Source organism: Streptomyces sp. NPDC002958 (genome assembly GCF_055563255.1).
Genome location: NZ_JBVHDS010000034.1, coordinates 16,540 through 43,369 on the forward strand (window position 1 = coordinate 16,540; position 26,830 = coordinate 43,369).

20 protein-coding genes are annotated in these 26,830 nt (G+C 70.4%); 10 read left to right on the forward strand and 10 right to left on the reverse strand.

Annotated elements, in window-relative coordinates; translation table 11 throughout:
* Nucleotides 1-30: 30 nt before the first annotated feature.
* The 3 genes from ACZ3IC_RS31640 to ACZ3IC_RS31650 all read right to left on the reverse strand — a co-directional run bounded on the left by ACZ3IC_RS31640 (nt 31) and on the right by ACZ3IC_RS31650 (nt 3,018).
* Nucleotides 31-1,542: an SDR family oxidoreductase gene (locus ACZ3IC_RS31640; protein ID WP_467421878.1), complete on the reverse strand. Its 1,512-nt coding sequence runs from the start codon at nt 1,540-1,542 to the stop codon at nt 31-33.
* A gap of 122 nt (nt 1,543-1,664) precedes the next feature.
* A complete protein-coding gene (locus ACZ3IC_RS31645; RefSeq protein WP_467421880.1) occupies nt 1,665-2,117 on the reverse strand; it encodes an SRPBCC family protein in 453 nt (150 codons plus the stop codon).
* Nucleotides 2,118-2,181: 64 nt separating this feature from the next.
* Nucleotides 2,182-3,018 (reverse strand): DeoR/GlpR family DNA-binding transcription regulator, encoded by an 837-nt coding sequence (locus tag ACZ3IC_RS31650; protein WP_467421882.1) that lies wholly within the window; start codon nt 3,016-3,018, stop codon nt 2,182-2,184.
* Nucleotides 3,019-3,204: 186 nt separating this feature from the next.
* Between ACZ3IC_RS31650 and ACZ3IC_RS31655 the strand changes: the two genes are divergently transcribed.
* Nucleotides 3,205-5,595, forward strand: coding sequence for a hypothetical protein (locus ACZ3IC_RS31655; protein ID WP_467421885.1), 2,391 nt, complete (start codon nt 3,205-3,207; stop codon nt 5,593-5,595).
* On the opposite strand, the gene ACZ3IC_RS31660 is transcribed toward ACZ3IC_RS31655, so the two are convergent.
* From ACZ3IC_RS31660 to ACZ3IC_RS31675, 4 genes are all read right to left on the reverse strand, one after another.
* Nucleotides 5,565-8,003, reverse strand: a complete 2,439-nt coding sequence (locus ACZ3IC_RS31660; RefSeq protein ID WP_467421887.1) for a right-handed parallel beta-helix repeat-containing protein — start codon at nt 8,001-8,003, stop codon at nt 5,565-5,567. The two genes, ACZ3IC_RS31655 and ACZ3IC_RS31660, sit on opposite strands and share 31 nt — an antisense overlap.
* Before the next feature lie 141 nt (nt 8,004-8,144).
* On the reverse strand, nt 8,145-8,753 hold the full coding sequence (locus tag ACZ3IC_RS31665) for an Rv1733c family protein (RefSeq protein ID WP_467421890.1): 609 nt from the start codon (nt 8,751-8,753) through the stop codon (nt 8,145-8,147).
* A 276-nt stretch (nt 8,754-9,029) separates the two neighbouring features.
* Entirely contained in the window at nt 9,030-9,503 is a 474-nt protein-coding gene (locus tag ACZ3IC_RS31670; protein WP_467421892.1) for a DUF6643 family protein, read from the reverse strand.
* 219 nt (nt 9,504-9,722) lie between these two features.
* Nucleotides 9,723-13,412 (reverse strand): S8 family serine peptidase, encoded by a 3,690-nt coding sequence (locus ACZ3IC_RS31675; protein ID WP_467421894.1) that lies wholly within the window; start codon nt 13,410-13,412, stop codon nt 9,723-9,725.
* A 263-nt stretch (nt 13,413-13,675) separates the two neighbouring features.
* Here ACZ3IC_RS31675 and ACZ3IC_RS31680 point away from each other — a divergent pair, with 263 nt between their 5' ends.
* Nucleotides 13,676-14,692 (forward strand): helix-turn-helix domain-containing protein, encoded by a 1,017-nt coding sequence (locus ACZ3IC_RS31680; RefSeq protein WP_467421897.1) that lies wholly within the window; start codon nt 13,676-13,678, stop codon nt 14,690-14,692.
* Between the two features lie 220 nt (nt 14,693-14,912).
* Here ACZ3IC_RS31680 and ACZ3IC_RS31685 read toward each other — a convergent pair whose 3' ends face one another.
* The gene (locus ACZ3IC_RS31685; protein WP_467421899.1) at nt 14,913-15,089 is read right to left on the reverse strand and encodes a hypothetical protein; all 177 of its coding nucleotides are present in this window, start codon (nt 15,087-15,089) and stop codon (nt 14,913-14,915) included.
* A gap of 595 nt (nt 15,090-15,684) precedes the next feature.
* On the opposite strand from ACZ3IC_RS31685, the gene ACZ3IC_RS31690 reads away from it, so the two are divergent.
* Complete coding sequence (locus ACZ3IC_RS31690; protein WP_467421902.1) at nt 15,685-17,010, forward strand: TerD family protein; 1,326 nt, start codon at nt 15,685-15,687, stop codon at nt 17,008-17,010.
* Nucleotides 17,011-17,062: 52 nt separating this feature from the next.
* Here the strand turns inward: ACZ3IC_RS31690 and ACZ3IC_RS31695 are convergent, their stop codons facing one another.
* Nucleotides 17,063-18,235, reverse strand: coding sequence for a glycosyltransferase (locus ACZ3IC_RS31695; RefSeq protein ID WP_467421904.1), 1,173 nt, complete (start codon nt 18,233-18,235; stop codon nt 17,063-17,065).
* Nucleotides 18,236-18,293: 58 nt separating this feature from the next.
* Here ACZ3IC_RS31695 and ACZ3IC_RS31700 point away from each other — a divergent pair, with 58 nt between their 5' ends.
* The 4 genes from ACZ3IC_RS31700 to ACZ3IC_RS31715 all read left to right on the forward strand — a co-directional run bounded on the left by ACZ3IC_RS31700 (nt 18,294) and on the right by ACZ3IC_RS31715 (nt 22,489).
* Nucleotides 18,294-19,079: a glutamate racemase gene (locus ACZ3IC_RS31700; protein ID WP_467421906.1), complete on the forward strand. Its 786-nt coding sequence runs from the start codon at nt 18,294-18,296 to the stop codon at nt 19,077-19,079.
* 60 nt (nt 19,080-19,139) lie between these two features.
* Entirely contained in the window at nt 19,140-19,703 is a 564-nt protein-coding gene (locus tag ACZ3IC_RS31705; protein WP_467421908.1) for a hypothetical protein, read from the forward strand.
* 673 nt (nt 19,704-20,376) lie between these two features.
* Nucleotides 20,377-21,978 carry an apolipoprotein N-acyltransferase gene (gene lnt / locus ACZ3IC_RS31710; RefSeq protein WP_467421910.1) on the forward strand — a complete coding sequence of 534 codons (1,602 nt, stop codon included), beginning with the start codon at nt 20,377-20,379 and terminating at the stop codon, nt 21,976-21,978.
* Nucleotides 21,979-22,009: 31 nt separating this feature from the next.
* Nucleotides 22,010-22,489 carry an NUDIX hydrolase gene (locus ACZ3IC_RS31715; RefSeq protein ID WP_467421913.1) on the forward strand — a complete coding sequence of 160 codons (480 nt, stop codon included), beginning with the start codon at nt 22,010-22,012 and terminating at the stop codon, nt 22,487-22,489.
* A gap of 56 nt (nt 22,490-22,545) precedes the next feature.
* On the opposite strand, the gene ACZ3IC_RS31720 is transcribed toward ACZ3IC_RS31715, so the two are convergent.
* The gene (locus tag ACZ3IC_RS31720; protein ID WP_467421915.1) at nt 22,546-23,931 is read right to left on the reverse strand and encodes an MFS transporter; all 1,386 of its coding nucleotides are present in this window, start codon (nt 23,929-23,931) and stop codon (nt 22,546-22,548) included.
* A gap of 737 nt (nt 23,932-24,668) precedes the next feature.
* Between ACZ3IC_RS31720 and ACZ3IC_RS31725 the strand changes: the two genes are divergently transcribed.
* From ACZ3IC_RS31725 to ACZ3IC_RS31735, 3 genes are read left to right on the forward strand one after another with little or no spacing between them, the layout of a single operon-like run.
* Nucleotides 24,669-25,121, forward strand: a complete 453-nt coding sequence (locus tag ACZ3IC_RS31725; protein WP_467421917.1) for a hypothetical protein — start codon at nt 24,669-24,671, stop codon at nt 25,119-25,121.
* Between the two features lie 25 nt (nt 25,122-25,146).
* Nucleotides 25,147-25,716 (forward strand): cysteine hydrolase family protein, encoded by a 570-nt coding sequence (locus tag ACZ3IC_RS31730; protein ID WP_467421919.1) that lies wholly within the window; start codon nt 25,147-25,149, stop codon nt 25,714-25,716.
* 4 nt (nt 25,717-25,720) lie between these two features.
* The gene (locus tag ACZ3IC_RS31735; RefSeq protein ID WP_467421920.1) at nt 25,721-26,659 is read left to right on the forward strand and encodes an FAD-dependent oxidoreductase; all 939 of its coding nucleotides are present in this window, start codon (nt 25,721-25,723) and stop codon (nt 26,657-26,659) included.
* Nucleotides 26,660-26,830 lie beyond the last annotated feature (171 nt).

A 26,830-nucleotide genomic window follows, 5' to 3' on the forward strand; every position in this document is an offset into this window, starting at 1 on the left:
CATCATCAGATGTCCTTGGCCATCCGGGTGTTATGCGGCGGAGCGCTGCGAGTACGCCCGTGCCGCTGCGGTGATATTGCGGGCCATTCCACCGAACACCACCGAGTGGAACGGCCACACGCTCCACCAGTAGGCGTGGCCGAGCAGTCCGTGCGGATGGAACAGCGCCTGCTGTCGATAGAGCGTTCGCCCTTGCTCGTCTTGGCCCACCGACAGTTCGAGCCAGGCCGGACCGGGTAGCCGCATCTCCGCGCGCAGCCGCAGCAGCTCACCCGGAACGATCTCCTCCACACGCCAGAAGTCCAATGAGTCACCCACCCGCAGCCGCTGTGCGTCCCGCCGCCCGCGCCGCAGCCCGACGCCGCCGACGATCCGGTCGAGCCAGCCCCTCACGGCCCAGGCGAGCGGGAAGGAGTACCAGCCGTTCTCGCCGCCGATGCCCTCGATCACCCGCCAGAGCGCGTCCGGCGCCACCGGCACCGTCAGTTCCCGTTCGTCGCGGTAGAGACTGCCACCGGACCAGTCGGGGTCGGTGGGGAGCGGGTCACTGGGTGCACCGGGCACCGCCGCGGACGACCAGCGGGTGTCCACCCGGGCATCCTTGATCCGCTGGAGCGCCAGTCGAAGCGCCTGCTCGAAGGCGATGGTGCCGCCGGGCGGATCGGGTACGTACTGGGCGATGTCGCGCTCGTGGCAGACCACCTCGTGACGCAGCGACTCCGCCAGCGGCTGGGCGATGGAGGGCGGCACCGGTGTCACCAGGCCGATCCAGAGACTGGAGAGTCCCGGGGTGAGCACCGGTACGGGGAGGATGACCCGGTGCGGCAGCCCGGCGACCTCGGCGTACCGCCGCATCATGTCCCGGTACGTCATGACGTCCGGGCCGCCGATGTCGAACGTGCGGTTCACCTCGGCCGGCAGACGGGCGCAGCCGACGAGATACCGCACCACGTCCCGTACCGCGATCGGCTGGATGGACGTGCGTACCCAGCTCGGGGTGATCATCACCGGCAGCCGTTCGGTGAGATGACGCAGAATCTCGAACGAGGCCGATCCCGATCCGATGACGACCGCGGCCCGCAGTACGGCCGTCGGCACCCCGGAATCCAGCAGAATGCGCCCCACCTCGGCCCGCGACCGCAGATGCGGTGACAGTTCCTGCTCAGGTACGCCGGCCGGGGTGAGCCCGCCGAGGTATACGATCCTGCCGACCTCCGCCGCCCACGCCTGCGCACCGAAGATCCGGGCCGCCTCGCGGTCCTTCTCCTCGAATCCGGGCCCGGTGCCGAGCGCGTGGACCAGGTAGTACGCCACATCCATGTCCCGCATCGCCGCCAACACCGAAGCGGCGTCGGAGACATCGCCCTCGACCACCTCCACCCGGTCCGCCCACGGGTGGTCACGTAGTTTCTGCGGGGTCCTGGCCAGCGCGCGCACCCGGTGGCCGGCGTCGAGGAGTGCGGGCACCAGTCTGCCGCCGATGTACCCGGAGGCACCGGTCACCAGACACCGCAGCTGCGTACCACCGGAGGATTCGGTCACCCGCCCAAGTCTTCCACCGGCTTGGTGTACGGGGCCCGGTGGAGGACTCCGAACAGCGGAACCCGGTCACGCGGGCACCCGGGCTCACCGCACCGCCACCGGCCCCGCTCAACCGCGGTTGTCTACGGATACGGCCGCGCCGGACGGTCCAGCATGCCGTCGAGCACCCGGCCGAAGACCTGGCGGCCCACACCTGCGATCAATGGGTCGGCCCACCGCGGCAGCAGCCGGAGACTCAGCTCCTCCACCCACACCACATGGGATCCGGAATCCGTCGGATACACATTGATCGACGCCCGGCCCAGCACCAGCGAACCGCGTTTCTCCAGCCGGCACAGCCCCGCGCGCCCGGCGGCGGGCGGTGTCCACCGCACCACTTCCATCGGATCGTCGAACCCCAGCGGACCCAGACCCGTGCGTGCCACGAAGACGGTCCCGATCCCGGTCGGCGGCCCCGAGCGGACGGTGATCGTGGTCAGCGGTACATGCGCGGCGTGCCGCTGCCAGTCCGTCACCCGACGCCAGGACTCCGCTGCGGGCAGGGGCGTGAATCGCTCGATCCGGAAGACGGCCACAGCGTGATCCTAGGACGTGGACCGCCCGGCGCGAGCCGAGCGAAGCCGCGCACCGCACGGAGGCTCAGGAGTCGCCGTCCACGGTCCGGCCCGCCACCAGCAGGCCCGGCAGATGCTCCTCGATCTCCTCGCGGGCAGCGGCCGACAGACCCGCGTCCGTCACGAACGTGTCCACCTGCTCCAGAGTCGCAAACGAACTCAGGCCCACCGTGCCCCACTTGGTGTGGTCGGCGACCACCACGACACGCCGCGCCGACTGGACGAAACGGCGGTTGGTCTCGGCCTCCGCCAGATTCGGTGTCGAAAGACCGGCCTCCACCGAGATCCCGTGCACCCCGAGGAACAGCACATCGAAGTGGAGCGAGGCGATCGCCTGATCGGCGACCGGGCCGACCAGCGAGTCCGACGGCGTCCGTACCCCACCGGTGAGCACCACCGTGGCGGCCCCGGTCCGCGCACCGCCCCCAGCCCCCGACCGCTGCGCGGAGTGGAACACGTCGGCGACCCGCACCGAGTTGGTCACCACCGTCAGATCCGGTACGTCCAGCAGCTGTTGGGCGAGTGCGTACGTCGTCGTACCACCGGAGAGCGCGATGGCGCTGCCGGGCACCGCCATCGCCGCGGCCGCCCGCGCGATGTCCTCCTTGGCGGTCAGCTCCAGAGCCGACTTGGCCTCGAAACCGGGCTCGTGCGTACTGGCCTCGACCACCGGAACGGCCCCGCCGTGCACCTTCTCGATGACACCCTGGCGGGCCAGCGCGTCCAGATCCCGGCGGACGGTCATGTCGGAGACGCTCAGCTTGCGGGTCAGCTCATTGACCCGGACCCCGCCACGCCTGCGCACCTCATCGAGGATCAGGGCACGCCGCTGCTCCGCGAGCAGGTTCTGATTCTCGCTCAACGCCGGTCCGGTCCTTTTCTCTGGCCGTACAACGGTCTCTTCGGACGGGGTCATCCTGCCACGCGGTGTCGTCGGCCGTCGCACTGGGGAGATTCCGTGAGAGCGGTGCGTACACAGGCCCTCTTCCATGATTCTGGTGACCGTGCATCAGCACTCCCCCCACGACCGAGAGAGCGAGGCACTTCAGTGCCACCTGTCACCCAGGCCCCGCAGAGTCCGGGGCCCGCGCTGGAACTGCTGGTCCACGGCGTGGGCGGAGCCACCCCCCAGGAGATGCTTCACGATCCGCGTCCGATCCGCGTCACCGGCGACGCGACCGCCGCCATTTACCGGCGCACCGGGGACATGGACGCCGAACAGCACCCGGAGCGGTACCAAGACCGGCCCATCGCCGAGGCCTACTGCTGGTCCAACCTCACCTCCGGCAATGGCTCCCGCGCCCTGTGGCTGCTGCTGCTCCCGTTCATGGTGGTCAACCTCGCCCACTGGATGCGCCCCGCCGCCCGGGGCCGTACGCGCGCCGTGCGCCTGTACGGCGTCCTCGTCCGGCTCGTCGCGCTCAGCCTCACGGTCCTGCTGACCGCGGCGGCCTGCGAGGTCGCGCTCGATCTGACGGCCTGGCAGTGCGCGGGCGTGCCGGACTGCTCGAACCGGAGGTCCTGGCTCGGCTTCCTCTCGACGGCGAAGGACGGCTGGTGGTCCCAGCCGGGCCGAAGGCTCGCCGTCGCCTCGCTCGTGCCCACCGCCCTGGTGGGGCTGCTCTGGTTCCTGTCCAACCGGACATGGAGCGCGTACGAATCGCAGCGCCCGCTCGCCGGATCCGAACCGGACGACGCCGGCCCGGAGACCGCGCAGGACCTGAACGCCTCCGCCGCCGATGGACGTCCGGCCCTCGGCCGGCCCGGATTCTGGTACGGCCGCCGACTGGTCGCCCGGCTGCGCGCCGCCCACACCGCCGCCGGATTCCTGACCGTCGCCGCGTCGGTCGCAGGCGCCGCGGCCCGCCACGACGGCGCCGTCACCGGCCCCGTGCCCGTGTTCCTCGGCCGGCTGATCGAGGCGGCGCTGGTCCTGGGCGCGCTCGTCGTCCTCTGGGTCGTCTGCCGCCGCGGCCGCAGCGAACGACGTCTCGACATCCGGCTCGACCGCGCCCTCATCACCTTTCTGCCCGGCGCCGCCCTGGCCCTGCTCGTCCTCGCCGCGGTGTACGCCGCCTGGTCGCGCCCCGCCTGGGTCTCGGCGGGCGCCCTGCCCGGCGACATCGCCTTCAGCGTCCTCACCCTCGGCCAGGGGGTGCTCGTCGTCGTCCTCGCCGCGGTGTCACTGAGCCTGTACCGCCGGACCCCCGAGCCCCGCACCGTCATGTACGGATTCGGCGGACCAGTGGTTGCCATGCTCGCGTGCGCTCTCGGCGGCGTCATGACCGGCGGGGTCGCCCAGCGCGTCGCCGACTGGCTCGACGGCTCCGGCACCCCGGGCATGGGCAGGAGCGCCACCATCGAGGGACCGCCCGTGCTGCTCAGCTGGCAGGCCTCGGCCATCCCTGTGCTCCTGGTCCTGATGGTGGTTCCCGGCATCCTGCTTCTCGTACGCACCTGGCTCGCCGCACGCGCCCAGGAGCCCGAGGTGGACCGGGAGTACGAGGAGGAGCGGCGGGACCCCGCCCGGACCCGGCGAATCGCCCGGATCCGGGCCACGGCAGCCCTCACCGACTCCGCGCCCTGGCTCCTCGGTCCGATCTCCGGCGCCACGCTGCTGCTCGGTGCGGCAGCGGTCGGCGGTGCCTGGGCGAGCGGTGAGGTGCCCGGGCGTGCGATGGAGGGAAGCGGCCCGTTCGCCGAGTCCGTGGCCGAAGCGGCCCAGTCGACCGGCTCCTGGATGATCGGATTCGGCTTCATACTCTTTGTCACCTGGGGACGGCGTGCCTACCGCGACGCCTCCGCCCGACGCACCATCGGCATCCTTTGGGACATCGGTACATTCTGGCCGCGCGCCGCCCACCCCTTCGCGCCGCCCTGCTACGCCGAGCGCGCCGTCCCCGATCTGGTCTCCCGGATGTCCGGCTGGACCGGACTCACCCGCGGCAGGCTCGTCATCTCGGGCCACTCCCAGGGCAGCGTTCTTGCGGCGTCCGCGGTCTGGCAGCTGCCCGCCGAGACCCGCAGCCGGGTCGCCCTGCTCACCTACGGCTCGCCGATCGAGCGACTCTACGGGCGCTGGTTCCCGGCCTACTTCAGCCCCGTACCGCTGAACGCACTGCACCGGTCCGTGCACTGCTGGCGCAACCTCTGGCGGGCCACCGACCCGATCGGCGGCCGGGTCCAGCTCGACGAGGGACCGGGGCCCGAGGTGGACCGGGGCCCGCTGAAGGACCCCCTGGTCTACGGGCGGACCCATGAACATCCGCTGCCCGAACCCGTTCTGGGGCACTCGGACTATCAAGCCGACCCGGTCTTCGCCCAGGAGCGGGCCGCGCTGCTGGACCGGCTGGCACCGGTCCTGCCGCGCCAGGCCGACGGGGAGGGAGTACAGGAGACCCCGCGGGCTCAGGGAAGCTCAGGCAGATCCTCCGGGTAGAGGAGCGTGAGGTCGTCCGTGCTCGGCTCGGCGAGCTGGGCGACCCGGCCCGCATGCCGCTCCACCATCGACTCGAAGGTCTGCCGAGCCGTTCGCCCATTGCCGAATGCCGGGCCCTTGGGAAGCTCCATGAAGTACTTCAGCAGCGCTTCACCCGTCCCGGAGGCCAGGCTGTACTCCTGCTCGTCGGCCTGCTGCTCGACGATCCGCAGCAGCTCGGCAGGCTCGTAGTCGCTGAAGGTGATGGTCCGTGAGAAACGGGACGCCACACCGGGGTTCACCGTGAGGAACCGCTCCATCTCATGGGTGTACCCGGCAACGATGACGACCACCGCGTCCCGGTGGTCCTCCATCAGTTTCACCAGCGTGTCGATCGCCTCCCGGCCGAAGTCCCGGCCGGAGTCCTCGGGCGACAGGGCGTACGCCTCGTCGACGAACAACACCCCGCCGCGCGCCCGGTCGAAGGCCTCCTGGGTGCGGATGGCGGTCGAGCCGATGTGCTCGCCGACCAGATCCACGCGGGACACCTCGACCAGATGGCCCCGCTCCAGCACCCCGAGCGAGGCGAGGATCTCGCCGTACAGCCGCGCCACGGTGGTCTTGCCGGTTCCGGGGGAGCCGGTGAAGACGAGATGGCGCCGCACCGACGCGGCCTTGAGCCCCGCCTCCTGACGCCGACGGCCGACCTCGATCATGTCGGTGAGGGCACGCACCTCCCGCTTGACGCTGTCCAAACCCACCAGCGCGTCCAGTTCCCCGAGGACGGCGTCCGACGCGCGTACCGGCTCGGCAGCGGGCACCTCGGCCGGGGCGGGGTCGACGGCACGCGGGCCGGGGACCGCGCCGAGCAGCCCGGAAACCGACTGCGTCGCCGTCAGCACGGTCGGGGCAGGGGGAGCGGGTGAGCGCAGTGCGCTTTCGTCGCTCGTGCAGTCCTCCACGACGGGCCCGGCTCCCTGTCCGTCGCCGTGGGCGGTGCCGCCTTCGGCGAATTCGTAGCCGCCGCGGGCACACCGCTCGGTGCGGCAACGGGTCAGCGTCGTACGGCAACCGTCCATCACATGGAAGCCATAGCCCTCGCTTCCGGTGACCCGGCAGCTGCGGAAGGTGCCGCGGCCCTCGGCGGAGACATAGAAGCCCGCCTCGGCGGGGGAGGTGACCGTGCAGCGTTCGATCGTCGGATCGGCGCCCTTGGTGACGATCACTCCGGTCTGTGCCGCGTCGATGGTGCAGTTGTTCAGCGTGCCGCCGCTGCCGTGGTCGCGGAACCAGGCGCCGGTGGAGGCCTCACGGATGCGGCAGTCGTCGAGCTGGGCGGTCGCCCCGTCGCTCACCGACACCGCGGTATTGCGGACCTGGGAGAGATCGCTGTCGACCACATCGGCACGCGAACCCCGGTCGAGCACGAAGATGGCGTCCGGTACGTCGCGGACCCGGCAGGAGTCCAGTATCACGGTCGCCCCGTCGCTCACCCAGACCGCCGGGTAGTCGCCCGTACTGTCATGTATCTCGCACTGGTTGGCGTCGACACGGGTCCCGGGATCCCAGACCGAGAGTCCGTTGCGGCCGAACCGGCGCACCGTGGAGCGGGTCAGGGTGAGGACCGACCGGGAACGCAGATCCACCGCGTTCTCCGGGATGTCGTGGATGTCGCAGTCGGCGAGCGTCAGCACGGCGTCGGTGTCGAGCGTGACCCCGTCCGCCGAAGTGCGGTGCACCGTACAGTCGGTGAGGTGGGCGGCCGCGCGAGCGGTCACCTGTATTCCGCTGCCCTTGATCTCGTACACCTCGCAGCCGACGGCCTCCAGACCGCTGCCCTCACCGGTGACGTTCAGCCCCGCGCCCGACGCATGGTGGATTCGGCAGCGCTCCAGCCGCGGATGCGCACCGTCGCGTATCGAGACACCGGACTGGCCGGCCGAGACGACCTCGCACTGTTCGAACACCCCGCCCGCACCGTCGAGTACGGCGATGCCGACCCCGGCCGGATTGTCGACCGTGCAGCGGCGCACAGTCGGGCGTGCCGCGCCGCGCACCTCGATCCCGGCGGCCGAACGCGTGACGATCCGCAGATCCGCGAGCTCCGGTGCGCCGTCCTCGACGAGCAGCGCCGGGGCCGTCGAGTCCTGACCCTCCACGTGCAGGTCCGAGACGACGGCGGAGGCACGGACCGTCAAGGGCACGCCGTCTACCGGCGCGATCCGTACGGAGCCGACCGAGCCCTCGGGACCGCGCAGTGTCACCGCGCGGTGCAGGACCAGATTCTCCCGGTAGGTGCCCGGTGCGACGGTGAGGACGTCACCGTCCGCCGCGGCCTCCAGGGCTGCGGTGAGGGAGGCGTATTCGCCTGTGCGGCGCCGCCACCGCGATGTGCCGGTGTGCGTCACCTGGACCGTGCCCTGTGCCATGGCGCTGTTGTGCCCCCACCTCGTGCGTGTGTGATACCCGTTTCGCCGGTCTTCCGACAGCGACGAACCCCGGGACCGCCCGCCGAGGAAGCGGGCGGGCCGGTCCACCGTAGCGCGCGCGGCGGGCGCGAGTTGACCCGATCACTTGCCGGTACCCGTCCTGCCCCAGTCCGGACCGGTCTTCGCCCAGGCCCGGTCGATCCGGGTGTATCGCCCCCGCACCATGCGCCAGACGATCAGGCGCCGGCCGCCCTCGATCAGCCCGATGGCGAGCAGCATCACCCCGAACCCGGCCAACGCCGCATGCGTATGAGCCGTCGGCGCGTCCATGGGCCGCTGCGCGGGGCGGCCGTCGAGGTCTGTCCAGATCTCCACCTCGGCCCCGGGTTCGGTCTTCCGGGAGAGGGTGGTCACCGTACCGTGGCGGTTCGTGCCGTCCGGCGCCTTCCATCGCGCCACCACTGAGGTCTGCGGGGCGCGCTCCGAGGACACCTCGGGATCGGTGACGAGATGCGGCGCTCCCGGCGCCCGGCGCACCACGACCGCGGTCGTGGCATGACGCTGAGCCTGCTGGGTCCGCACCGATTTCTGCAGGGCGTCGTCGGTGAGCGACCCACACGCCCAGCCCAGCGCCGGCGCCGCCAGCACCATGAGGAGCAGCGCGACCAGAGCCACCCATGCCTCGCGCCGGTCAGTGGCGCGGCGCAGGGAATTGCGCCGCCAACGCCACACTCCCGTAACCGCTCGCACAGTCCTGCACCCCCTTCCGTATCCGTCATAACCCGATACGGCGCGCTTCGCGTGCTGAAGCAGCGAAGAGAGTAACCCCGCCCCGGTCAACGCGCCGACCGCCCCCGTGAGTTCCCCGCCCACCGGTTCGGGCTGACGGTCCGTCCGGGGGCGTGCGTGCCATCGAGGGGGTGGGGCGTGCGGCCTGGTGGGGGACACCGAGGTCGCCGTCGAGTCCCCATGGCTCGACGACGACCTCGTGCGACCGTGTGTGATGTTCCGGCTCAGTACCCCGGCTCAGTACCCCCGGCCCTGATACGGGCGGTTGTACGGGTCCTCGTAAGGAGAGGGTGCCGGGGCGGGCCGCGGTGACGCCGGGCGCATCGCCTCGTAACCGGTGCCGGGCGCCGGGCGCTGCTGCTGCGGCGGATAGGGCGCCTGGTACCCGCCGCGGGCCGCGGTCGGCTGCTGCGGGATGTACGGTGCCGGGGCATGCTGCAGCTGTGCGGGCTGCATCGGCGCGTAACCCTGCTGGGCCGGCTGCTGGTAGCCGTACGACGGATGGGGCTGGGAAGGTGCCGCGGGAAGAGCCGGCAGCGCCGCCGGGAGAGCCGGCAGGTAGCTGTTGCCGGTGTCATAGGCGGCAGGCACTCGGATCGGAGCGATCTGAGGGGTGCCCCGCTCCGCGACCAAGGAGTCGTAGATCGGAGTCTCGGAGAACGACGGTGCGGCGTAGTAGCCGCCGCCGTAGGTGGAGCGGGGGGAGGTCATGACACCTAAGTTAAGCCCACGATGTGCTGGTTGGGGAGACCCAATCTTGGGGTCATCCGTTTTACGCTAGATCTGCCTACCTGACCTGCTAAAACATCGTTAAAGCTTCTGTTGACCGTAAGCCCTTGTGGTGAGATCGAGGTGGATACTCACACTGTCGTTCGCCCCCGGGTGGACGCGCATGCCGGGGCGCCTGCGGTGCGGGCGCCCCGGCATCGATCAGCGGCGGATCTGGTAGGCGCGGGTCACCGTCTGCTCGATGGTGTTGCCATCGGCATCGGTGGCCTGCACGCGCAGTGACACGAAGCCCGCGTTCGCGGGGTTGCCGATCGTGCCGTTGAGGCCGCTGTCGAGGCGGACCTGCCGCCAGTTGGTGCCGTCGTCGTACGAGGCCCACAGCTTCGCCCCGGCGAGCTCCAGACCGTTCAGGCCCTTGGGGTAGCGCACGCCCAGTCCGATGCGGGTGGTGGAGTGCGGCCGGGCGCTGTTGGCCTGGTCGACGTCGAGTCGGTAGTCGACCGACAGGACGGGGAGCAGGGTAAGTCCTTCCTGCCGCTCGGAGTGGAAGCGCCAGTCGGTGCGCACCTGGGTGGAGGTCGTCCATCCGGGGGCGTCCCGCTGCACGTCGGTGACCACGCGGTATTCGGCGCGCTGTGCCGTCATCGGGAAGGCGACGGGCGCCGAACGGATGCTGCCGAGGAGCTGACCGTCCCGGTAGACGGTGGACAGCGCCTTGTCGCTGCCGGCTTCGATGGAGAAGGACTGGTCCGGCGCGGAGTCGAGCAGACCGCCCGACGCCACCACACCGACATCGCCTTTTCGGACCGCCGAGTTGGACTGTGCGTCCGGCAGCGCGGTGCGGACCACGGCCTTGTTCCAGTCGCGGTGCACGCGCTGTCCGGCCTTGAGCGTCGAGGTGTTCGTCAGCTTCCAGGAGCCGTCCGCCGTCCACACGGGACCTGCCTTCACCGCTTCCCAGGTGGGCACGTCCGCGGAGACGTACTCGGTCCGGGAGCGCGGCAGGACCACCCGGTCGAAGCCGAAGTACGCCGTCGGCTGCATCGGCGAGCGCGTCAGCCGGGCGTATCCGCCTTCGGTGGCCGGCGTCGATGCGTGGAACGAGGAGTCCACGGTGGCCAGTTCCTCGTCGCGTACCCGGTAGCGCTGGTCGGCGGGGATGCCCCCCTTGCGGTACTTCAGCAGCTCGTAGGAGTACGGGCTCACCGCCGTACCGGAGATCCTGATCACGGCGTTGTCCAGGTCCGCGAGCTCCTCGCCCTGGGTACCGGAGAGGGTCATTGCCGGGATCTTGGTGGCCGTCTGGCCCCAGTTGCCTGCGAGCCAGTTCTCGGGGATGTCGTTGTAGATGAGGATGGCGAGCGCACCGGCGCTCGCGGCGTCGTCGATCTGCTCTCCCACCGTGCGCTCGGCGCTCCGCTTCACCAGGGCGAGCTTGCCCCGGACGTCCTCGCCGGCCTTCGCCACGCGCAGGACGCGGGTGCCGTCGATACGTGCGGAGCCCGTCCAGCCCTCGAGGTAGGCCGCGTCCAGGGGCCGGTTGCCGTGCCCGACGAGGCGGGCGTCGAGTGCGGGTGCGCCGAGCGACCAGCCGACGCGCGATTCGAAGCGCTCGTTCGCGGCCTGCGACGGGATGGAGTACACGGCCGTCTCGCCGTCCAGCCACGTCTCGCGGTCGTGGATGAGGTCACCGTCCACGGCCTGGAAGTTCAGACCGATGCGGGCGCGGTTGGTCTCCGTCGGCCGGGAGGTGGTCATGGTGACCGGGCCGGCCTTGGCGCCGTCCAGGGTGAAGGCCCGATCGGAGTCGATCATCGTGCCCGGCTGGGCGGCGTAGGTGTACTCCTCCAGTCGGCTCCAGTCGGAGGTGTAGTGGAAGATCTCCGAGATGAAGGCGTGCTCGCCGCGCGGTACCCGCACCACGACGGTCCCGTCCGCTGCCACCGGGTACGTCTCGGGCAGTCCGTAGCGGCCCAACTGCCAGGCGGTGACCGCGGCGATGCCGCTCGTCGGCTTGCCGTCGCGGTCGAGCACCTTCAGCGTGACGTCGAAGCGCTGTACGTCCCGGCCGAAGCCGACCGCCGTCACTGCCGCCGTCCGCCCGTCGGCGGAGACCGCGGTGACGTGCGCGCCGTGGGATCCGGTCGTCACGCCGACGGTGTTGAGGGTGAGGTCGACCTCGGCGGTGCCGTGCGCCGGCACGGTCACCGAGTCGGCTCCCAGGCTGAGCACTCCGGCAGGCAGTTCCTCGCCCGCGTTCTCGACCTTCAGGGCGAGGGTGACCGGCTGGTCGCCGTCGTTGACGTACTCGATCTTCTTCCCGACCGGGGCGGTGGCGTCCCAGTCCCGCAGTCCGAAGTCGGCCGTGCCGCTGGCCGATACGGGCTGCCGCAGTGCGCGTGCCACGTCCACACGGCCGGCGCCCTGGGCGTAGACGGAGGTGGCGGCGGTGGTCTTGGCCGTACTGATCAGCTGGCTCTTCAAACGGGCCGGCGTCCAGTCGGGGTGGCGCTGCGCGAGGATCGCGGCGGCGCCGGCCACGTGCGGCGTGGCCATGGAGGTGCCACTCGCGGTGGTGTACGAGCCGTCCACCGGTGTGCCCATCGTCGTGCCGGCGGCGCGGGCGGCGGCGATCCGCGAGCCCGGCGCGGTGATCTCCGGCTTGAGCCCGCCGTTACCGCCTCGTGGGCCCCGGCTGGAGAAGTCGGTGACCGCGTCGGTGGAGTCCACGGCGCCGACCGTCAGAGCCGCGTCGGCGGCTCCGGGTGAGCCGACGGACATCGCCGCGGGGCCGCTGTTGCCCGCCGCGATGGTGAACAACACACCGGTCTGCGCCGTCAGTTCGTTGACCGCCATCGACATGGGATCGGTGCCGTCGGCGCCTTCCGCGCCGCCCAGGCTCATGGAGATGACCTTCGCCCCCGAGTGCGCGGCCCAGTCCATCCCTTCGATGATCGAGGATTCCGAGCCGCTGCCGCCGTCGTTGAGCACCTTGCCCACGATCAGTCCGGCGCCCGGTGCCACGCCCCGGTACTTCCCGCCGGAGGCGGCTCCGCTTCCCAGGATGGTGGAGGCGACATGGGTGCCGTGGCCGTGGCCGTCGCGCGCCGTCTCGCCAGGGACGAAGCTGCGGCTTTCCACGATGCGGTCGGCGAGGTCGGGGTGGGTGGCGTCGACACCGGTGTCCAGCACCGCGACCTTCACGCCGGTGCCGTCGAAACCGTCCTTCCACGCCTCCGGGGCGCCGATCTGCGGGACGCTCCTGTCGAGGAGCGCCTTGACCCGCCCGTCCAGCCAGAGGCGCTGGACGCCGCCCGACAGGCGGGCCTTGGGGGTACCCGCGCGGGCGCTGTCGTCGTCGACGGCCTCCCAGAACGCGGCGCCCTTGCGCTTGTCGGCGCTGACGGCGGCTCCGCGTACGCCGGGGAGTTTCCGTGTGAGGCGGGCTCCGCCGGGTGCGGTGTCCTTGGCGCCGGACGCGTAGCGCACGATCATCGGGGTCGACGCGCGGTGGGCATCGTCGTACCCCTGGGCGATGAGCTGGGTGACGTTGAACAGTCGGCCGTCCACCTGGCCGTTGTGCACCAGCGCTTCGACGTCGCGCGGGATCACGTACACATCGGTGCCGACGGTGTACGTCCGCAACTCTGCCGCACTGCGGTGGTACGGGGTGATATTGACGGCGAGGGTCTTGCCCGCCCTCGTGGCCACCGTCACCTGGTCTCCGGTGACGAGGGTGACCTTCGCGGTGCGGACTTCTGCTTGGGAAGGGGTGGTTACCGCGTACTCCCCGGTCTTTGGTGCGGGGGTGGCACCGTACACCAGGCCGCCGCCGGCCATGGTGGTCGCCAAGGTAAAGCTGAGCAGTGCGGCTCTTCGTCTGAAACGCATGCTGAACGCTCTCCTTCCGCCGGTAGGGAGGGTTCCGCGACCGGCGGGTCAAGCCTCGGGAGGAAGGGGCACCGACGCTACGGCCGCGCCTGACGAAGAAGTGACATGTCCGCTCGCCGCCACTTTGCGTGTATCGAAGTCGGATGGTCGTCGTGCGTGACAGCGCGGACATCGTCCCTGTGTGCGGGTGTGGTTAGATCACGCTGTTTCCGGTGGGTGGTACATCGGTTGGGGTGGGTGGGGGCGTCGTGAGAGGCGGGCACATGCTGGAGGCCGCGGGGATCGGGGCGGGGGAGGAGCGGGTGTACCGCTTCCTCGTCGGGGTGCGTGAGGCTGATGCCGCAGTGATCGCGGAGCAGCTGGGGCTCGAAGTGGCGCAGGCACACAGGCTGTTGGCCTCGCTCCACGACAAGGGGCTGGTGGGGCGGGTGGCCGTTTCGCCGACGGGGGGCGCGGTGCGCTATGTGCCGGTGGCGCCCGATGCGGCGCTGCGTCCGCTGCTGTTGCGTGGGCAGGAGGCGCTGGAGGCGGCGCGGCGGGGGGTGGAGCAGCTCACCGAGGAGTACCGGGCCGGGGGGCGGCGGTATGACGCGGGGCAGCTTGTCGAGGTGATCACGGGGGTGAGTGTGATCCGGCAGCGGCTGCGTCATATGGCGTACGGGGCCAGTGAGATGCGGTGGCTCTGCAAGGCCGGCCATGTGGCCATGCCTGCGGCGGAGAACGACGAGGAGTGGGAGCTGCTCGCCCGTGGAGTGCGGTACGAGGCCATCTACGAGCGCGCTCTGCTGGAGGAGCCCGGCATGGTCGACAACGTTGCCCGGAGTATCCGCGCGGGTGAGCAGGCGCGGGCTACCGGGACGCTGCCGGTGCGGATGGTGATAGCGGACGGTTCGATTGCCATCTGCCCGCTGATGCACGGCGGTTCGGGTGGTTCGCTGGGTGAGCCGACGGCCGCGGTGGTGCACGGCAGCAGCCTGCTCGACGCGCTGATCGCGCTGTTCGAGAGCCAGTGGGCGGCGGCGTCGCCGCTGCACGTCACGGCCTCCGGTGAGCTGGCCGACTTCGGCGGCAGTCCGCGGCCCGGTGCGAACGTCGCCGACGACGAGCGGTATCTGCTGTCCCTGGTCGTCGCCGGGGTCGCGGACAAGGCGATCGCCTCGCAGCTGCGGGTCAGCCAGCGCACGGTGCAGCGCCGGATCCAGGTGCTGATGCAGCGCGCCGGCGCCGCGACGCGGACGCAGTTGGTGTGGCAGGCGGCGCGGCGGGGGTGGCTGTCGTAAGAGGGGGTACCGTCCCAGTCGCCGCCGTCGGGCCTGCTGTAGTGGCCTGCGGTGGCGTCGGTGAACTCCGGTATGCGCACGATCAGCTCGTCCTCCTTGCGGTAGGAGGCCGTGCCTTTGACGCCGCGCGGGATGGCGGGGCGTACGACGGGGGCGAACCAGCTCTCCGTCAGCCGCTCACCGGGCCGGTAGGCCCGCGTCGGCTGGAGCATGCCGGCGGTCAGGGGGCTGCTGTCGTCCCAGGTGAGGCGGTGGTGACGGTGGAGGTCCGGGAGGCGGGGGCCGCCGGGCGGGCGGTGGCGGCGGCCGCGTGGGAGGAGGGGGCCAGGACAGGGGCCAGGGCGGCGATGAGGGCACCTGCCGCTATGAGCGCGGCGGGGCAAAGCCGTGGGTGCATCGGAAGCCTCTTCGAGAAGGTGCGGGGGTGGAGCGCGCGGTTCGGATCAAGGCTCCGGCTTCCGAGGTGCGTGTGTCACCTGCTGCGGGTGCCGTGATTGCGACATGTCGTCTCTACGACAGGGAGCTGGGTTGGCCCTTTGGGGAATCGCGGCCGGAACGGTGCATCCGTAGCGGCTGATTGGGCCCGGACGGGGTTTGAGTTCTAGTCACCGGATCAGTGGAGTGGCTGAACTGCCGCTGAATATGGATCGGTTGTGCGTCCCGTCGTGGCTGGCGCAGGGGATGCACAGTCCGGTTGGTGCGGGTGCGGGCGTCGTACCCTGCCGGTGGCAGGCAGGTCGCTGCATGTGTTCGGCTTCCGAACCCGCCCACGGCGCCGCAGCCACCCCGCCGCGTGACCCCGGACGGTTGTTGCCCTTGACCGACCGCTCCCCGAAGGGACGGGGTAGCCGTTTCGGGTGTGCTGCTCGTCTGGGACCGGCCTGATCGCCTCATCGCGGCACCGGTGCGCCAAAGCGCGGCCCATGTGGCGGCCTCGCGTCGATCCGGGGATTAGGTTGGCGGAGAGAGGCCTTCGGGCAGCCGGACTCGCGATGGGGGCGAGCATGAACATGCTGAAAGGAACCAATGTTCCGGTGGCGGCTCACGCCGTGCGGGTCGAATTGGGGTGGCGCGCCTCCCCGGGGACACCGGATGTGGATGGCTCGGCGCTCCTTCTCGTGTCGGGAAAGGTGCGCAGCGAAGCCGACTTCGTCTTTTACAACCAGCCCTCCCACGCATCCGGCGCGGTACGCCACGAGGGCAAGCGGACCGCCGGTGACGGGGTGACGGACAGCCTCGCGGTCGACCTGGCGCGCATCGAGCCGGCCATTGAGCGCGTGGTCCTGGCGGCTTCCGCGGACGGTGGCACCTTCGGGCAGGTGACGGGGCTGTACGTACGGATCATGGACGCGGCGGACGGCTCGGAGATCGCGCGCTTCGACAGCGCGGACGCGACGGTCGAGACCGCATTCATTCTCGGGGAGCTCTACCGGCGCCAGGGCGCCTGGAAATTCCGCGCCGTCGGCCAGGGATACAGCACAGGCCTCGGAGGACTCGCGACGGACTTCGGTATTTCCGTCGATGAACCACAGCAGACCCAGCCGTATCAGCAACCCCAATCGCCTCAACAGTCCCAGCGCGCAACAAGGGGTGGCGATCTGCCACCACCCCCGCCGGTGCTTCCGCCCGCGCCGCCGACGGCACCCCCGGTACCTCCCGTACCTCCTGTCACCCCGCCTGTCCGCCTGTCGAAGGTGACACTCACCAAGGACGCGCCATCGGTCTCCCTCGCCAAACAGGGCGGCACTTCAGGAGCCCTCCGGGTCAATCTCAACTGGGAAGTGCGCCATCAGTTCAAGGGCTGGGGAAGCAAATTCGGCAGAGCGGTCGCCAACCATGCGGACCTCGATCTTGATCTCTGCGCTCTCTACGAACTCACCGACGGCCGCAAGGGAGTCGTGCAGGCGCTGGGAAACGCGTTCGGGGCACTCCGGCAGCCCCCTTATATCCATCTCGACGGAGACGACCGCACCGGCGCCGTCTCCACCGGCGAGAACCTCACCGTCAACCTCGACCAGAAGGACAAGCTCCGGCGCGTCCTGATCTTCGTCACCATCTACGAAGGCGCCCGGAGTTTCGCCGATCTCCATGCGACCGTCACCCTCCAGCCCCAGCACGGTGCCCCGATCGTCTTCTCGCTCGACGAATGCACCGTCCCGTCCACCGTCTGCGCGCTCGCGCTCCTCACCAACAACGGGGGAGACCTCTCGGTGCAGCGCGAGGCCCGCTATCTCGTACCCGAGCGCGGAGTGAGCCCGCAGCGCACCATCGACTACGCCTACGGGTGGGGCATGAACTGGACACCCGGCCGCAAATGACCCCCCGGGGGGCCGGCCGTCAGTGCGGCCATCGGCCCACGGCCGGCCCCGCTCACCGGTCCGGCGCGGCCTCGGGGCGGGCGTACGTACGCCCCTTCCAGGCCGCGCCTCGCCCTCGGTGGTGCTGCACCGCAGAATCGACCGTCATCAGCAGATACAGCACGGCGGTGAACGGCAGCAGCGGCGCCAGCCACAGGGACTGCCGGTAGTAGCCCAGCATCGGCATGTACGTCCCGGCCATCACCACCCACGCCGACCCGCCCGCCCACGCCGCCACCGGAGCGCCGCCCAGCAGCCCGGCGACGAGCGTGACCGGCGGCGCGAGATAGACCAGCGCGAGCCCCAGCACCGTCCCGAGGAGCAGCGGCGGACTGTGCCGCAACTGGGCGTATGCGCTCCGCGACACCATCCGCCACAGATTCGCCAGCCGCGGATACGGCCGCACGCTGTCCACCCGCTCCGCGAGCCCCAGCCAGATCCGCCCGCCGCTGCGCTGCACCGCCCGCGCCAGCGACACATCGTCGATCACCGCCTGCCTGATCGACTCCGGCACCCGCGCCCGATCCGCCGCCCCGGTCCGCAGCAGCACACAGCCCCCGGCCGCCGCGGCCGTCCGTGCCCCCGCCCGGTTCACCCACCGGAACGGATAGAGCTGCGAGAAGAAGTACACGAAGGCCGGTACGACCAGCCGCTCCCAGACACTCGACACCCGCAGCCGGGCCATCTGCGAGACCAGATCGAACCCGCCCGACACGGCAGCGGCGACCAGTCCCCGCAGGCTGTCCGGCTCATGCGCGATGTCCGCGTCCGTCAGCAGCAGATACTCCGGCTCCCGAGCCCGGGCCAGCGAGATCCCGTGCCGCACGGCCCAGAGCTTGCCCGTCCAGCCGGGCTCCGGCTCACCGGGCGACACCACCGTCACCGGCAGTCCTCCGTGCCGTACGGACAGCGCGCGGGCGACAGCTCCGGTGCCGTCCTTGCTGCAGTCGTCGACGAGGAAGATCTCCGCGACCCCCGGATAGTCCTGCGCCAGCAGCGACGGCAGACTCACCGGCAGCATGTCGGCCTCGTCACGCGCGGGCACGACGATCGCCACGGACGGCCAGTGCTCCGGGGCCTGCCGGCGCGGCAGCCGCTGGTCGGTCCGCCAGAAGAATCCTTGTCCCAGCAGCAGCCACACCCATGCGGCCAGCGAACCCACGGCGATCCAGGCAACGGCACTCATTCGCCGCAGTCTGCCCCACCAGGACGGAACCGCAAGGGCGGTCGACTATGGTGACCGGGTGAAGATCGCGCTCATGGACTCCGGAATCGGCCTGCTCGCGGCCGCCGCCGCGGTACGTCGGCTGAGGCCCGACGCCGATCTGGTGCTCTCCTCGGACCCCGAAGGCATGCCCTGGGGGCCGCTTACCCCCGAGGACGTGACTGCCCGCGCGCTGGACGTGGCCCGCGCGGCCGCCGCCCACCGGCCCGACGCACTGATCGTCGCCTGCAACACGGCCTCCGTGCACGCCCTACCGGCCCTGCGCGCCGAGCTGGAACCCGCGCTGCCGGTCATCGGCACCGTTCCCGCCATCAAACCGTCCGTCGCCGCCGGTGGCCCCGTCGCGATCTGGGCCACCCCGGCCACCACGGGCAGCCCGTACCAGCGCGGACTCATCCGCGAATTCGCCGACTCCGTCGCCGTCACCGAGGTCCCGTGCCCGGGTCTCGCCGACGCCGTGGAGCACGCGGACGATCCGGCCATCGACCGGGCCATCGCCGCCGCCGCCGCACTCACCCCGTGCGATGTGCGGGCCGTGGTCCTGGGCTGCACCCACTATGAACTGCTCGCCGAACGCATCCGCGCCGCCGTGCGACAGCCCGGTCTGCCTCCCGTCGCACTGCACGGCTCCGCCGGTGCCGTCGCCGCCCAGGCACTGCGCCGAATCGGGGTCGGACCCGCTCCGTCGGCCGAACCGGCCGCCGGTCTCACCGTGCTCCTCAGCGGGCGCACCGCCGAGCTGCCGGAAGCGGCTCTGGCCTACGCCGAGGGGCGACTGCTGGAGGCCGTCAGCCCCGCCCGCTGACCCGTCGGGGGGCCATCGGACCCGTCCCCGGCATGCGGAATTTTAAGTACGCTGCTTGACATGAGGGATCACTCCCGAAAACCGAGACGCACCGGAGCCGACCCCGACTCCGACGTCTGGATCGGGCGGGCCACCAACCGGGCCCAGTGGGTGCTCGCCGCCGCAGGCGCGGCCTGTCTGGCGCTCGGCATCCAGCTGGCCGTCACCTCCAGCTGGAGCTCCGGGATCGCCCCGCTGCTGATGTCCGTGGTCGGCTGCGTCGCCGCCGGACTGCTCATGCTGTTCGGCACCCTCGCCTTTGTGAACGTGGCTGTCAGGGTCGACGAGGACGCCCTCGAAGTGCGCTGCGGCCACCTGGGCCTGCCGCGCCGCCGGATTCTGCTCACCCATGTGGTGGGCGCCGAGTTCGTATCCCAGGTGACCCCGCGCCAATGGGGCGGCTGGGGCTACCGCTGGCGCCCCGAGCAGGGCACGGCCGTGGTGGTCCGCAGGGGCGAGGGCCTGGTGCTCCGGCTCGGTGACGGCCGGACGTTCACCATCACGGTCGACGATGCGGAGGCGGGCGTACGGTTCATCCGCGAGCGCCTGCACCTGCCGGCGAGCGGCGCGTCGGCAGGCGCCTGATCCAGGACATGGCCCGCGGCCCGATGCGCTGAACTTCGTGGGCGAATCCCGCCACCGAGCGCAGAGTCGGCGCTGCGCAGGCCGTGCCGAGCGCCGGCAGCCGCAGGGGTGCCTGCCGGGCCCGCCGCTGCGAGCGCCCGCTGCGAGCGCCGACATCGCGGCGGTTGCCCCGGTGTGACCGGGCGCCGTGTCCACCGTGGCCGTAACGCCCGGCATGCCATGACGCGCGGGAGACCCATGAGCAGCGCCCGGACGACGGCAACCGTCGCCGTGGCCCACAGGCAGCAGCGTTTCGCAGATCCGCCCACGGGCGAAGCCCGCGGCGACGGTGAGCAGAGCCGGATGAACACCCTTTGCGCCGGTCTCCCGTCCAGCGGCGCTGATCAACGACCAGATCGCGCAGGCGGTGAGAATCACGGCCACGGCTCCGTCGGAAGCCTTGCCGTGTTCCCGTGCCCGGCCTGCCCCGCGGTGCAATCGTCACGTTCGCCCCCGACCTGTGACCGTCCCGTTCGCAACGGCCGGATCCCGCCGATCGGCGGGGGACTGGCGGACACGGTAATGACAGAGGCCCGGATCTGTGCGGGAAAGTGGCGAAACGATCCGGCGCCAAGGGATCCGTCACGTGAGCGGGACTGCCCGGCGCACAGCCGACCACCGTAGACTCCGCCGGGTGAGCGCCACCATCACCTCAGTCGACGACCCGCAGCAGCCCGCACCCACCCCCGCGCTCCGGGGGAGACGGCTGCTGCCGCGGCTCGTACGGCCTGCAGCCGCAGTGATTTCGGGAGTGCTGCTGTACCTGAGCTTCCCGCCCCGGCCCCTGTGGTGGCTGGTTCTGCCCGGTTTCGCCCTGCTCGGCTGGGTGCTGCATGAACGCAGACTGCGCGCCGGGTTCGGCCTCGGCCTTCTCGCCGGACTGGGGTTCATGCTGCCGTTGCTGCGCTGGACGGGCGAGGAGGTCGGTCCGCTGCCGTGGTTGGCACTCGCCGCAGCCGAGGCGCTGTTCATCGCGGTCGGCTGCATCGGGATCGCCGCCGTCTCCCGTCTCGCTTGTTGGCCGGTGTGGGCCGCCGCGGTCTGGATCCTCGATGAGGGGATCCGGGCCAGGGTGCCGTTCGGCGGCTTTCCCTGGGGAAAGATCGCCTTCGGGCAGGCGGACAGCGTGTTCCTGCCGCTCGCGGCCGTGGGCGGCACGCCGCTGCTCTCCTTCGCGGTGGTGCTGTGCGGCTTCGGTCTCTATGAAGCGGTACGTCAGTTCCGTGCCTACCGCAGCACGCAGGAGGCGCCCCGGGCCGCCGTCGCCGCGGCGGCCGCGACCGTCGTCGTCCCCGTCGCCGCCGCATTCGCCGCCCTGCCGCTCGTTGATGCCTCGGCTGAGGACGGCACCGCGACCGTTGCCGCGATCCAGGGGAATGTGCCGCAGCTCGGACTCGACTTCAACTCCCAGCGCCGCGCCGTCCTCGACAACCATGCGCGTCGTACGGAGCAGCTCGCCCAAGATGTGAAGGCGGGCAAGGTGCCCCAGCCCGACTTCGTCCTGTGGCCGGAGAACTCCTCCGACCTCGACCCCTACCGGAACGCCGACGCGCGGATGGTGATCGACGAAGCCGTGAAGGCGATCGGCGCACCCACCGTGATCGGGGCGGTGCTCCAGCCCGACACCGGCAAGCTGCGCAACACTCTCATCCAGTGGGATCCGAAGAAGGGGCCCGTCGACACGTACGACAAGCGCCACATCCAGCCGTTCGGCGAGTACATCCCGATGCGTTCCTTCGTACGCCTCTTCAGCTCCGAAGTGGACCGTGTGCAGCGAGACTTCGGCCCCGGGGAGAAGGTCGGCGTCTTCGATCTGGCGGGTACGGACGTGGGGCTCGTGACCTGCTACGAGGCCGCGTTCGACGACGCCGTACGGGACACGGTCGAGCACGGCGGCCAACTGATCGCCGTACCCAGCAACAACGCCACCTTCGGGCGCAGCGAGATGACCTACCAGCAGCTGGCCATGTCCAGGGTGCGGGCGGTCGAGCACGGCAGGTCCGTCGTCGTCCCCGTCACCAGCGGGGTCAGCGCGATCATCCGGCCGGACGGGACGGTCGTGCAGGAGACGGAGCTGTTCACCGCGGACGCACTTGTGGAAGAGGTGCCGCTGAGGTCCTCGCTGACGCCCGCGACCCGGATGGGCGCGCTTCCCGAGGCGGTCCTCGCACTGATCGCCGTGGCGGGGCTCGGCTGGGTCGCTGTCCGTTCGGTACGGCTGCGGCGGAGCCGCTGACTCACCTCACGTGCCACGTAGGGTCGGCCCCATGGCTACTCCTGATTTCATCCGCGAGATCCGTGCCACTGCGGGCCGGCAGCTGCTCCTGCTGCCGGGCGTCACCGCCGTGGTCTTCGACGACGAGGGCAGAGTGCTCCTCGGACGCCGTTCCGACACCGGCAAGTGGTCTGTCATCGGCGGCATCTGCGAGCCGGGTGAGCAGCCGGCGACAACGGCGGAGCGTGAGGTGTACGAAGAGACCGCCGTGCACTGTGTGGCGGAGCGGGTGGTGCTCACGCAGGCCCTGGCACCGGTGCAGTACGCCAACGGCGACCGCTGTCAGTATCTGGACGTCACCTTCCGCTGCCGGGCCACCGGTGGCGAGGCGCGCGTCAACGACGACGAGTCGCTGGAGGTGGGCTGGTTCCCGGTCGACGCGCTGCCGGCGTTGAACGAGTTCTCGCTCTTCAGGATCAAACAGTCCCTGACCGACGAACCCACCTGGTTCGAGCCCACCGCCCGGCGGTGACATGCGGTGCTCGCCGTACGTGCCCGGTTGCTCCCGGCCCGTACGGCGAGCACGGCTCAGACGGTACGGGAGTCGGCCTGCGGAGCGGCGGGCGCGTCCGGCTCCGTGGCAGCCCGTCCGATGTCCGCGAGATCCCGGTCCCTGGTCTCCCTGGCGCAAACGATCGCCAGCACGGTGATGAGCGTCGCGGCGATGACGTACAGCGAGATGGGCGTCGAGCTGCCGAAGTCCGTGAGCAGCGCGGTGGCGATGAGCGGCGCCGGAGCACCGGCCGCGACCGACGAGAACTGCGCACCGATCGACGCACCCGAGTACCGCATCCGGGTCGCGAACATCTCCGAGAAGAAGGCCGCCTGCGGTGCGTACATCGCGCCGTGGAAGATGAGCCCGACGGTGACGGCGAGCAGCAGACTTCCGAAGCTCTGGGTGTCGATCAGCGCGAAGAACGGGAACATCCACAGCCCCACGCCGACTGCACCGACCAGATAGACAGGCTTGCGTCCGACCCGGTCCGACAGCGCGCCCCACATCGGAATGACGGAGAGGTGAACGGCCGAGGCGATGAGTACTGCGTTGAGTGCCGTCTGCTTGCTCAGTTCCACTGTCGTGGTCGCATAGACGAGGATGAACGCCGTGATGACGTAGTAGCTGATGTTCTCCCCCATCCGTGCCCCCATGGCGATCAGTACATCGCGCCAGTGGTGCCTCAGCACGGCGACGAGCGGCATCTTCTCGGTCGCCCCGGCGGCCGACTTGCGCTCCTCGGCCTGCGCCAGCGCGACCTTGAAGACCGGCGATTCATCGACAGAGAGACGAATCCACAAGCCGACGACCACTAGGACCCCGGAAAGCAGGAAGGGTATCCGCCAGCCCCACTCCCCGAAGGCCGAGTCCGACATCAGCGCGGTGAGCGCGGCGAGCACCCCGGTGGCGAGCAACTGCCCGGCCGGTGCGCCCGTCTGCGGCCAGGAGGCCCAGAATCCGCGCCGCTTGGCGTCCCCGTGCTCCGACACCAGCAGCACGGCCCCACCCCACTCACCACCGAGGGCGAAGCCCTGCACCAGACGCAGGGCGGTGAGCAGTACGGGGGCAATGGCCCCGACCGTGGCATGCGTCGGCAACAGCCCGATGGCGAACGTCGCTCCGCCCATCATCAACAGACTGAGCACCAGCAACTTCTTACGGCCGAGCCGGTCGCCGTAGTGCCCGAACACCAGGGCACCGAGCGGCCGTGCGGCGAAACCGACCGCATAGGTGAGGAAGGAGAGGAGTGTGCCGACGAGCGGGTCGGACTCGGGGAAGAACAGCTCGTTGAAGACCAGCGCGGCAGCTGACCCGTACAGGAAGAAGTCGTACCACTCGATGGTGGTGCCGATGAGGCTTGCGGCGACGATGCGTCTGAGTGAGCGGGTGGTCGGCGGGGCGGATGGCGAGGCAGCCATGAACACCACTTCCGGACGGTTGGCGGGGACGGATTCGTGTCGCCACACCGTAGGAATGGGCAGGTCAGAGGCACATGTGGCGGGACACCATAGTTCTCGGGCCGGGTGTGCGCGGGGCCACCATGACAGGCACGTCGAGACTGCTTCGAGGACTGTATTGAAGGTCGGCAGGCGCCTGTCAGGATTGCGCTATTTGGCATGGTTTATTGCCCTGGTGCTGACTCCCGTGCTGGTTTGGTGCTGACCTGAAACCGCATGTCAGCACCCCTGATCACCTGTCCCGTGCTGACTTGGTGCTGACTACGCTGCGTTGAACTTCGGCATTCGGGGCGGATCGGGCGGGTAGTGTTCTCCCCTTCCGCGCGCCTGCGGTCAGGCCCGGCGGGTTTCTGCGGAGCCGGCCATGGTTGGTGGCACGTGGTCCCGCACCGGCAGGCCCCCGCACCGTGAAACCCATACATAGGCGGCCGGATGAACCCACGCGACCACACCCATGCCCCGCCAACCGCCGCTTCACCACCATCGACCCGGAACCCTCCACGGCCGGAACGCCCAACTCCTCGCCGTACGCCTATGTCAACAACGCCCCCCAACCAGTCCGCCCCCTCCAACGCGGCTGGTTACCGGAGCCACCAAGCAGCCGGGCAGCGGCAGCGCATCGGACAGGCCATCGACTACGCCCGTGGACCGGAGACGCCTACGACACCGCACTGCGCCTGCTGTCCACGCCCTCGGTCTTGGTCGACCGCGGCGCCCCGGGAGGGCCTGCGCCCCTGGACGGCACGGTCGAGGAGTCGCTCCTCGCCACCGGCTTCGACCACCCGGATATCGTGTCCTTCGGCGTACGGGGAGTCTCCATCGCCTACGCTGGCTGGTCGGGCGTCGCTTATGCCTCCCACTCCCGCGAGCGCAGCCTCACCATCGACGAGCTGGTCGCCTGCGAACTGACTGTCCAGGTCCTGTGGTGCTTCACCCGTCAGATCCAGCAGATGATCGAGGACGGGCAGGACCCCTCCATGCCCGAGCAGTACGGCTGGCGCTTCCTGCGCGCCGCGTGCTCCCGGCTCACCACCGCCCGTGCCCAGGAGACCGCGCAGCACGTCCTGATGCGGGAGGCCATCATGAAGACCAGCGGACTGGCCGAACGGCTGCGCGCCGCACAGGACGCTCTACGCGAGAGCGTTGGCTGAGAACACGGGGCAGGAGAGACAGCGGATGGACATCGGTAGCGCCGCGCTGGTCGTGATCGACATGCAGAACGGCTTCGTGAACCACCACAGCCGCCACGCCGTGCCAGCAGTCTCCGACCTGGTCGCCCAGTGGTCCGCCGCTGGCCGTCCTGTGGTCTTCACCCGGTACTTCAACTATCCGGACAGTCCCTACGAGCGCTTCTTCCAGTGGCGCCGACTCCAGGAACCGCCCGAGACCGACATCGTTCCCGAGCTCGCAGAAGCAGCTACCCACGCACACGCGGTCGTCGACAAGACCGGGTACACGCTCTTCACCCCCGAGGCGACTGAACTGATCCGCCAGGCTGGCTGGACCGGCCTCGTCTTCTGCGGGATCGCCACCGAGAGCTGTGTCTTGAAGTCCGCCACCGACGCCTTCGAGCACAACTACGCGCCCTGGATCGTCACCGACGCCTGCGCCAGCGATGCCGGCCCGGACGTCCACGACGCCGGCCTCCTCGTCGCCCGCCGCCTGGTCGGAACCGGTCAACTCGTCACCACCGACCACCTGATGGGCCAACTCACTGCGCACGATGGGGCCCCGGTGCTGGAATAGCACCATGGCCGACACGCCGCCCCGCACAGGTTCGCCCGCCACCCACGACACAGACCTGATCATCATCGGCGGTGGCCCAGCCGGCTGCGCCGCCGCCCGCATGGCTGCCAGCGTCGGCATGCGTTCGATCCTGGTCGAGCCGGACCGGCTGTGCCGCAACCTCTACCGAATCCAGGCCCTGAACAACGTCCTCGGCGGCTACATCAGCGGCCCCGAGCTGGCCGACTCCATCGTCTCGGAGCTGAAGAGCACGGAGCTGTGCCGTCTCGAACTTGGCCAGTACGTCACCGAACTCCGCGCCGACGACGTCCGCGTGACTGTCACGGTCGACACCGGCGCCCGTCTCACCGCTTCGTACGTCATCGTCGCCACCGGCGTCGGCCCCCTCCAGCCCCGCGACGTCGCCTGGATCACCGCCCCCAGCGGCCTGACCCTGCCCCCGTTCTGGCAGGCCGAGGCGGACGACGCCGAAGGGCGCACTCTCCTCGTCCTCGGCGGCGACCGTCCGATCGGCACCTTCCTGCGCGCCAATCCGACCACCGCCACCCGCCTGCTCGTCGCGTACCCGGCGGCGGACGAGTACAAGATCGAGGAGATCCGCGAGGACCCCCGAGTCACCCTCTTCCCCGTCGAGCACCTGACGCTGAGCCTGGCAGAAGGCACCTCGGTGACAGCGGAAGCGGTGGGCCAGGACGGCGCACGGCAGACGATCACGGCGGATGCTGCCTACCTCAGCATCGGGAACGCGCCGACCGCCCCGTCCGGCGACCTCATCCGCGGCATGGATGGATACTGCCCGCCGACCGACCAGCACCCCCGCGTCATCGTGGCCGGCGACCTCCGCTCCGCCCGCTTCCAGCGGATCATGACTGCCTTGGGCTCCGGCAGCGAGGCTGCACTGCACGCCTACTACGCGGCCAGGGAACTACTCACCAAGGGCTGAGACCACGTCGGCGTGATGCGACGACGTTGGCGCTCAGAAGGGAATCTCCGTGACCAGTGAGGCTGACAAGCTGTTGTCTTTCCGATCGTGCGGTCGTTCTTGATCGAACAGGGTGCTGGATCGGGTGAGTTCGCCGCTGTGCGGGCATGAAGAAAGGGCCTCCTGGTAGCT

What these genes read in the sequence shown, in the direction of transcription:
- ACZ3IC_RS31670 (WP_467421892.1), bottom strand. Translation starts at nt 9,503, where the DNA reads ATGACCTCCCCCCGCTCCACCTACGGCGGCGGCTACTACGCCGCACCG.
- ACZ3IC_RS31720 (WP_467421915.1), bottom strand. Translation starts at nt 23,931, where the DNA reads ATGGCTGCCTCGCCATCCGCCCCGCCGACCACCCGCTCACTCAGACGC.
- ACZ3IC_RS31690 (WP_467421902.1), top strand. Translation starts at nt 15,685, where the DNA reads ATGGGGGCGAGCATGAACATGCTGAAAGGAACCAATGTTCCGGTGGCG.
- ACZ3IC_RS31730 (WP_467421919.1), top strand. Translation starts at nt 25,147, where the DNA reads ATGGACATCGGTAGCGCCGCGCTGGTCGTGATCGACATGCAGAACGGC.
- ACZ3IC_RS31660 (WP_467421887.1), bottom strand. Translation starts at nt 8,003, where the DNA reads ATGGCACAGGGCACGGTCCAGGTGACGCACACCGGCACATCGCGGTGG.
- ACZ3IC_RS31705 (WP_467421908.1), top strand. Translation starts at nt 19,140, where the DNA reads ATGAGGGATCACTCCCGAAAACCGAGACGCACCGGAGCCGACCCCGAC.
- ACZ3IC_RS31735 (WP_467421920.1), top strand. Translation starts at nt 25,721, where the DNA reads ATGGCCGACACGCCGCCCCGCACAGGTTCGCCCGCCACCCACGACACA.
- ACZ3IC_RS31680 (WP_467421897.1), top strand. Translation starts at nt 13,676, where the DNA reads ATGCTGGAGGCCGCGGGGATCGGGGCGGGGGAGGAGCGGGTGTACCGC.
- ACZ3IC_RS31675 (WP_467421894.1), bottom strand. Translation starts at nt 13,412, where the DNA reads ATGCGTTTCAGACGAAGAGCCGCACTGCTCAGCTTTACCTTGGCGACC.
- ACZ3IC_RS31695 (WP_467421904.1), bottom strand. Translation starts at nt 18,235, where the DNA reads ATGAGTGCCGTTGCCTGGATCGCCGTGGGTTCGCTGGCCGCATGGGTG.
- ACZ3IC_RS31715 (WP_467421913.1), top strand. Translation starts at nt 22,010, where the DNA reads ATGGCTACTCCTGATTTCATCCGCGAGATCCGTGCCACTGCGGGCCGG.
- ACZ3IC_RS31685 (WP_467421899.1), bottom strand. Translation starts at nt 15,089, where the DNA reads ATGCACCCACGGCTTTGCCCCGCCGCGCTCATAGCGGCAGGTGCCCTC.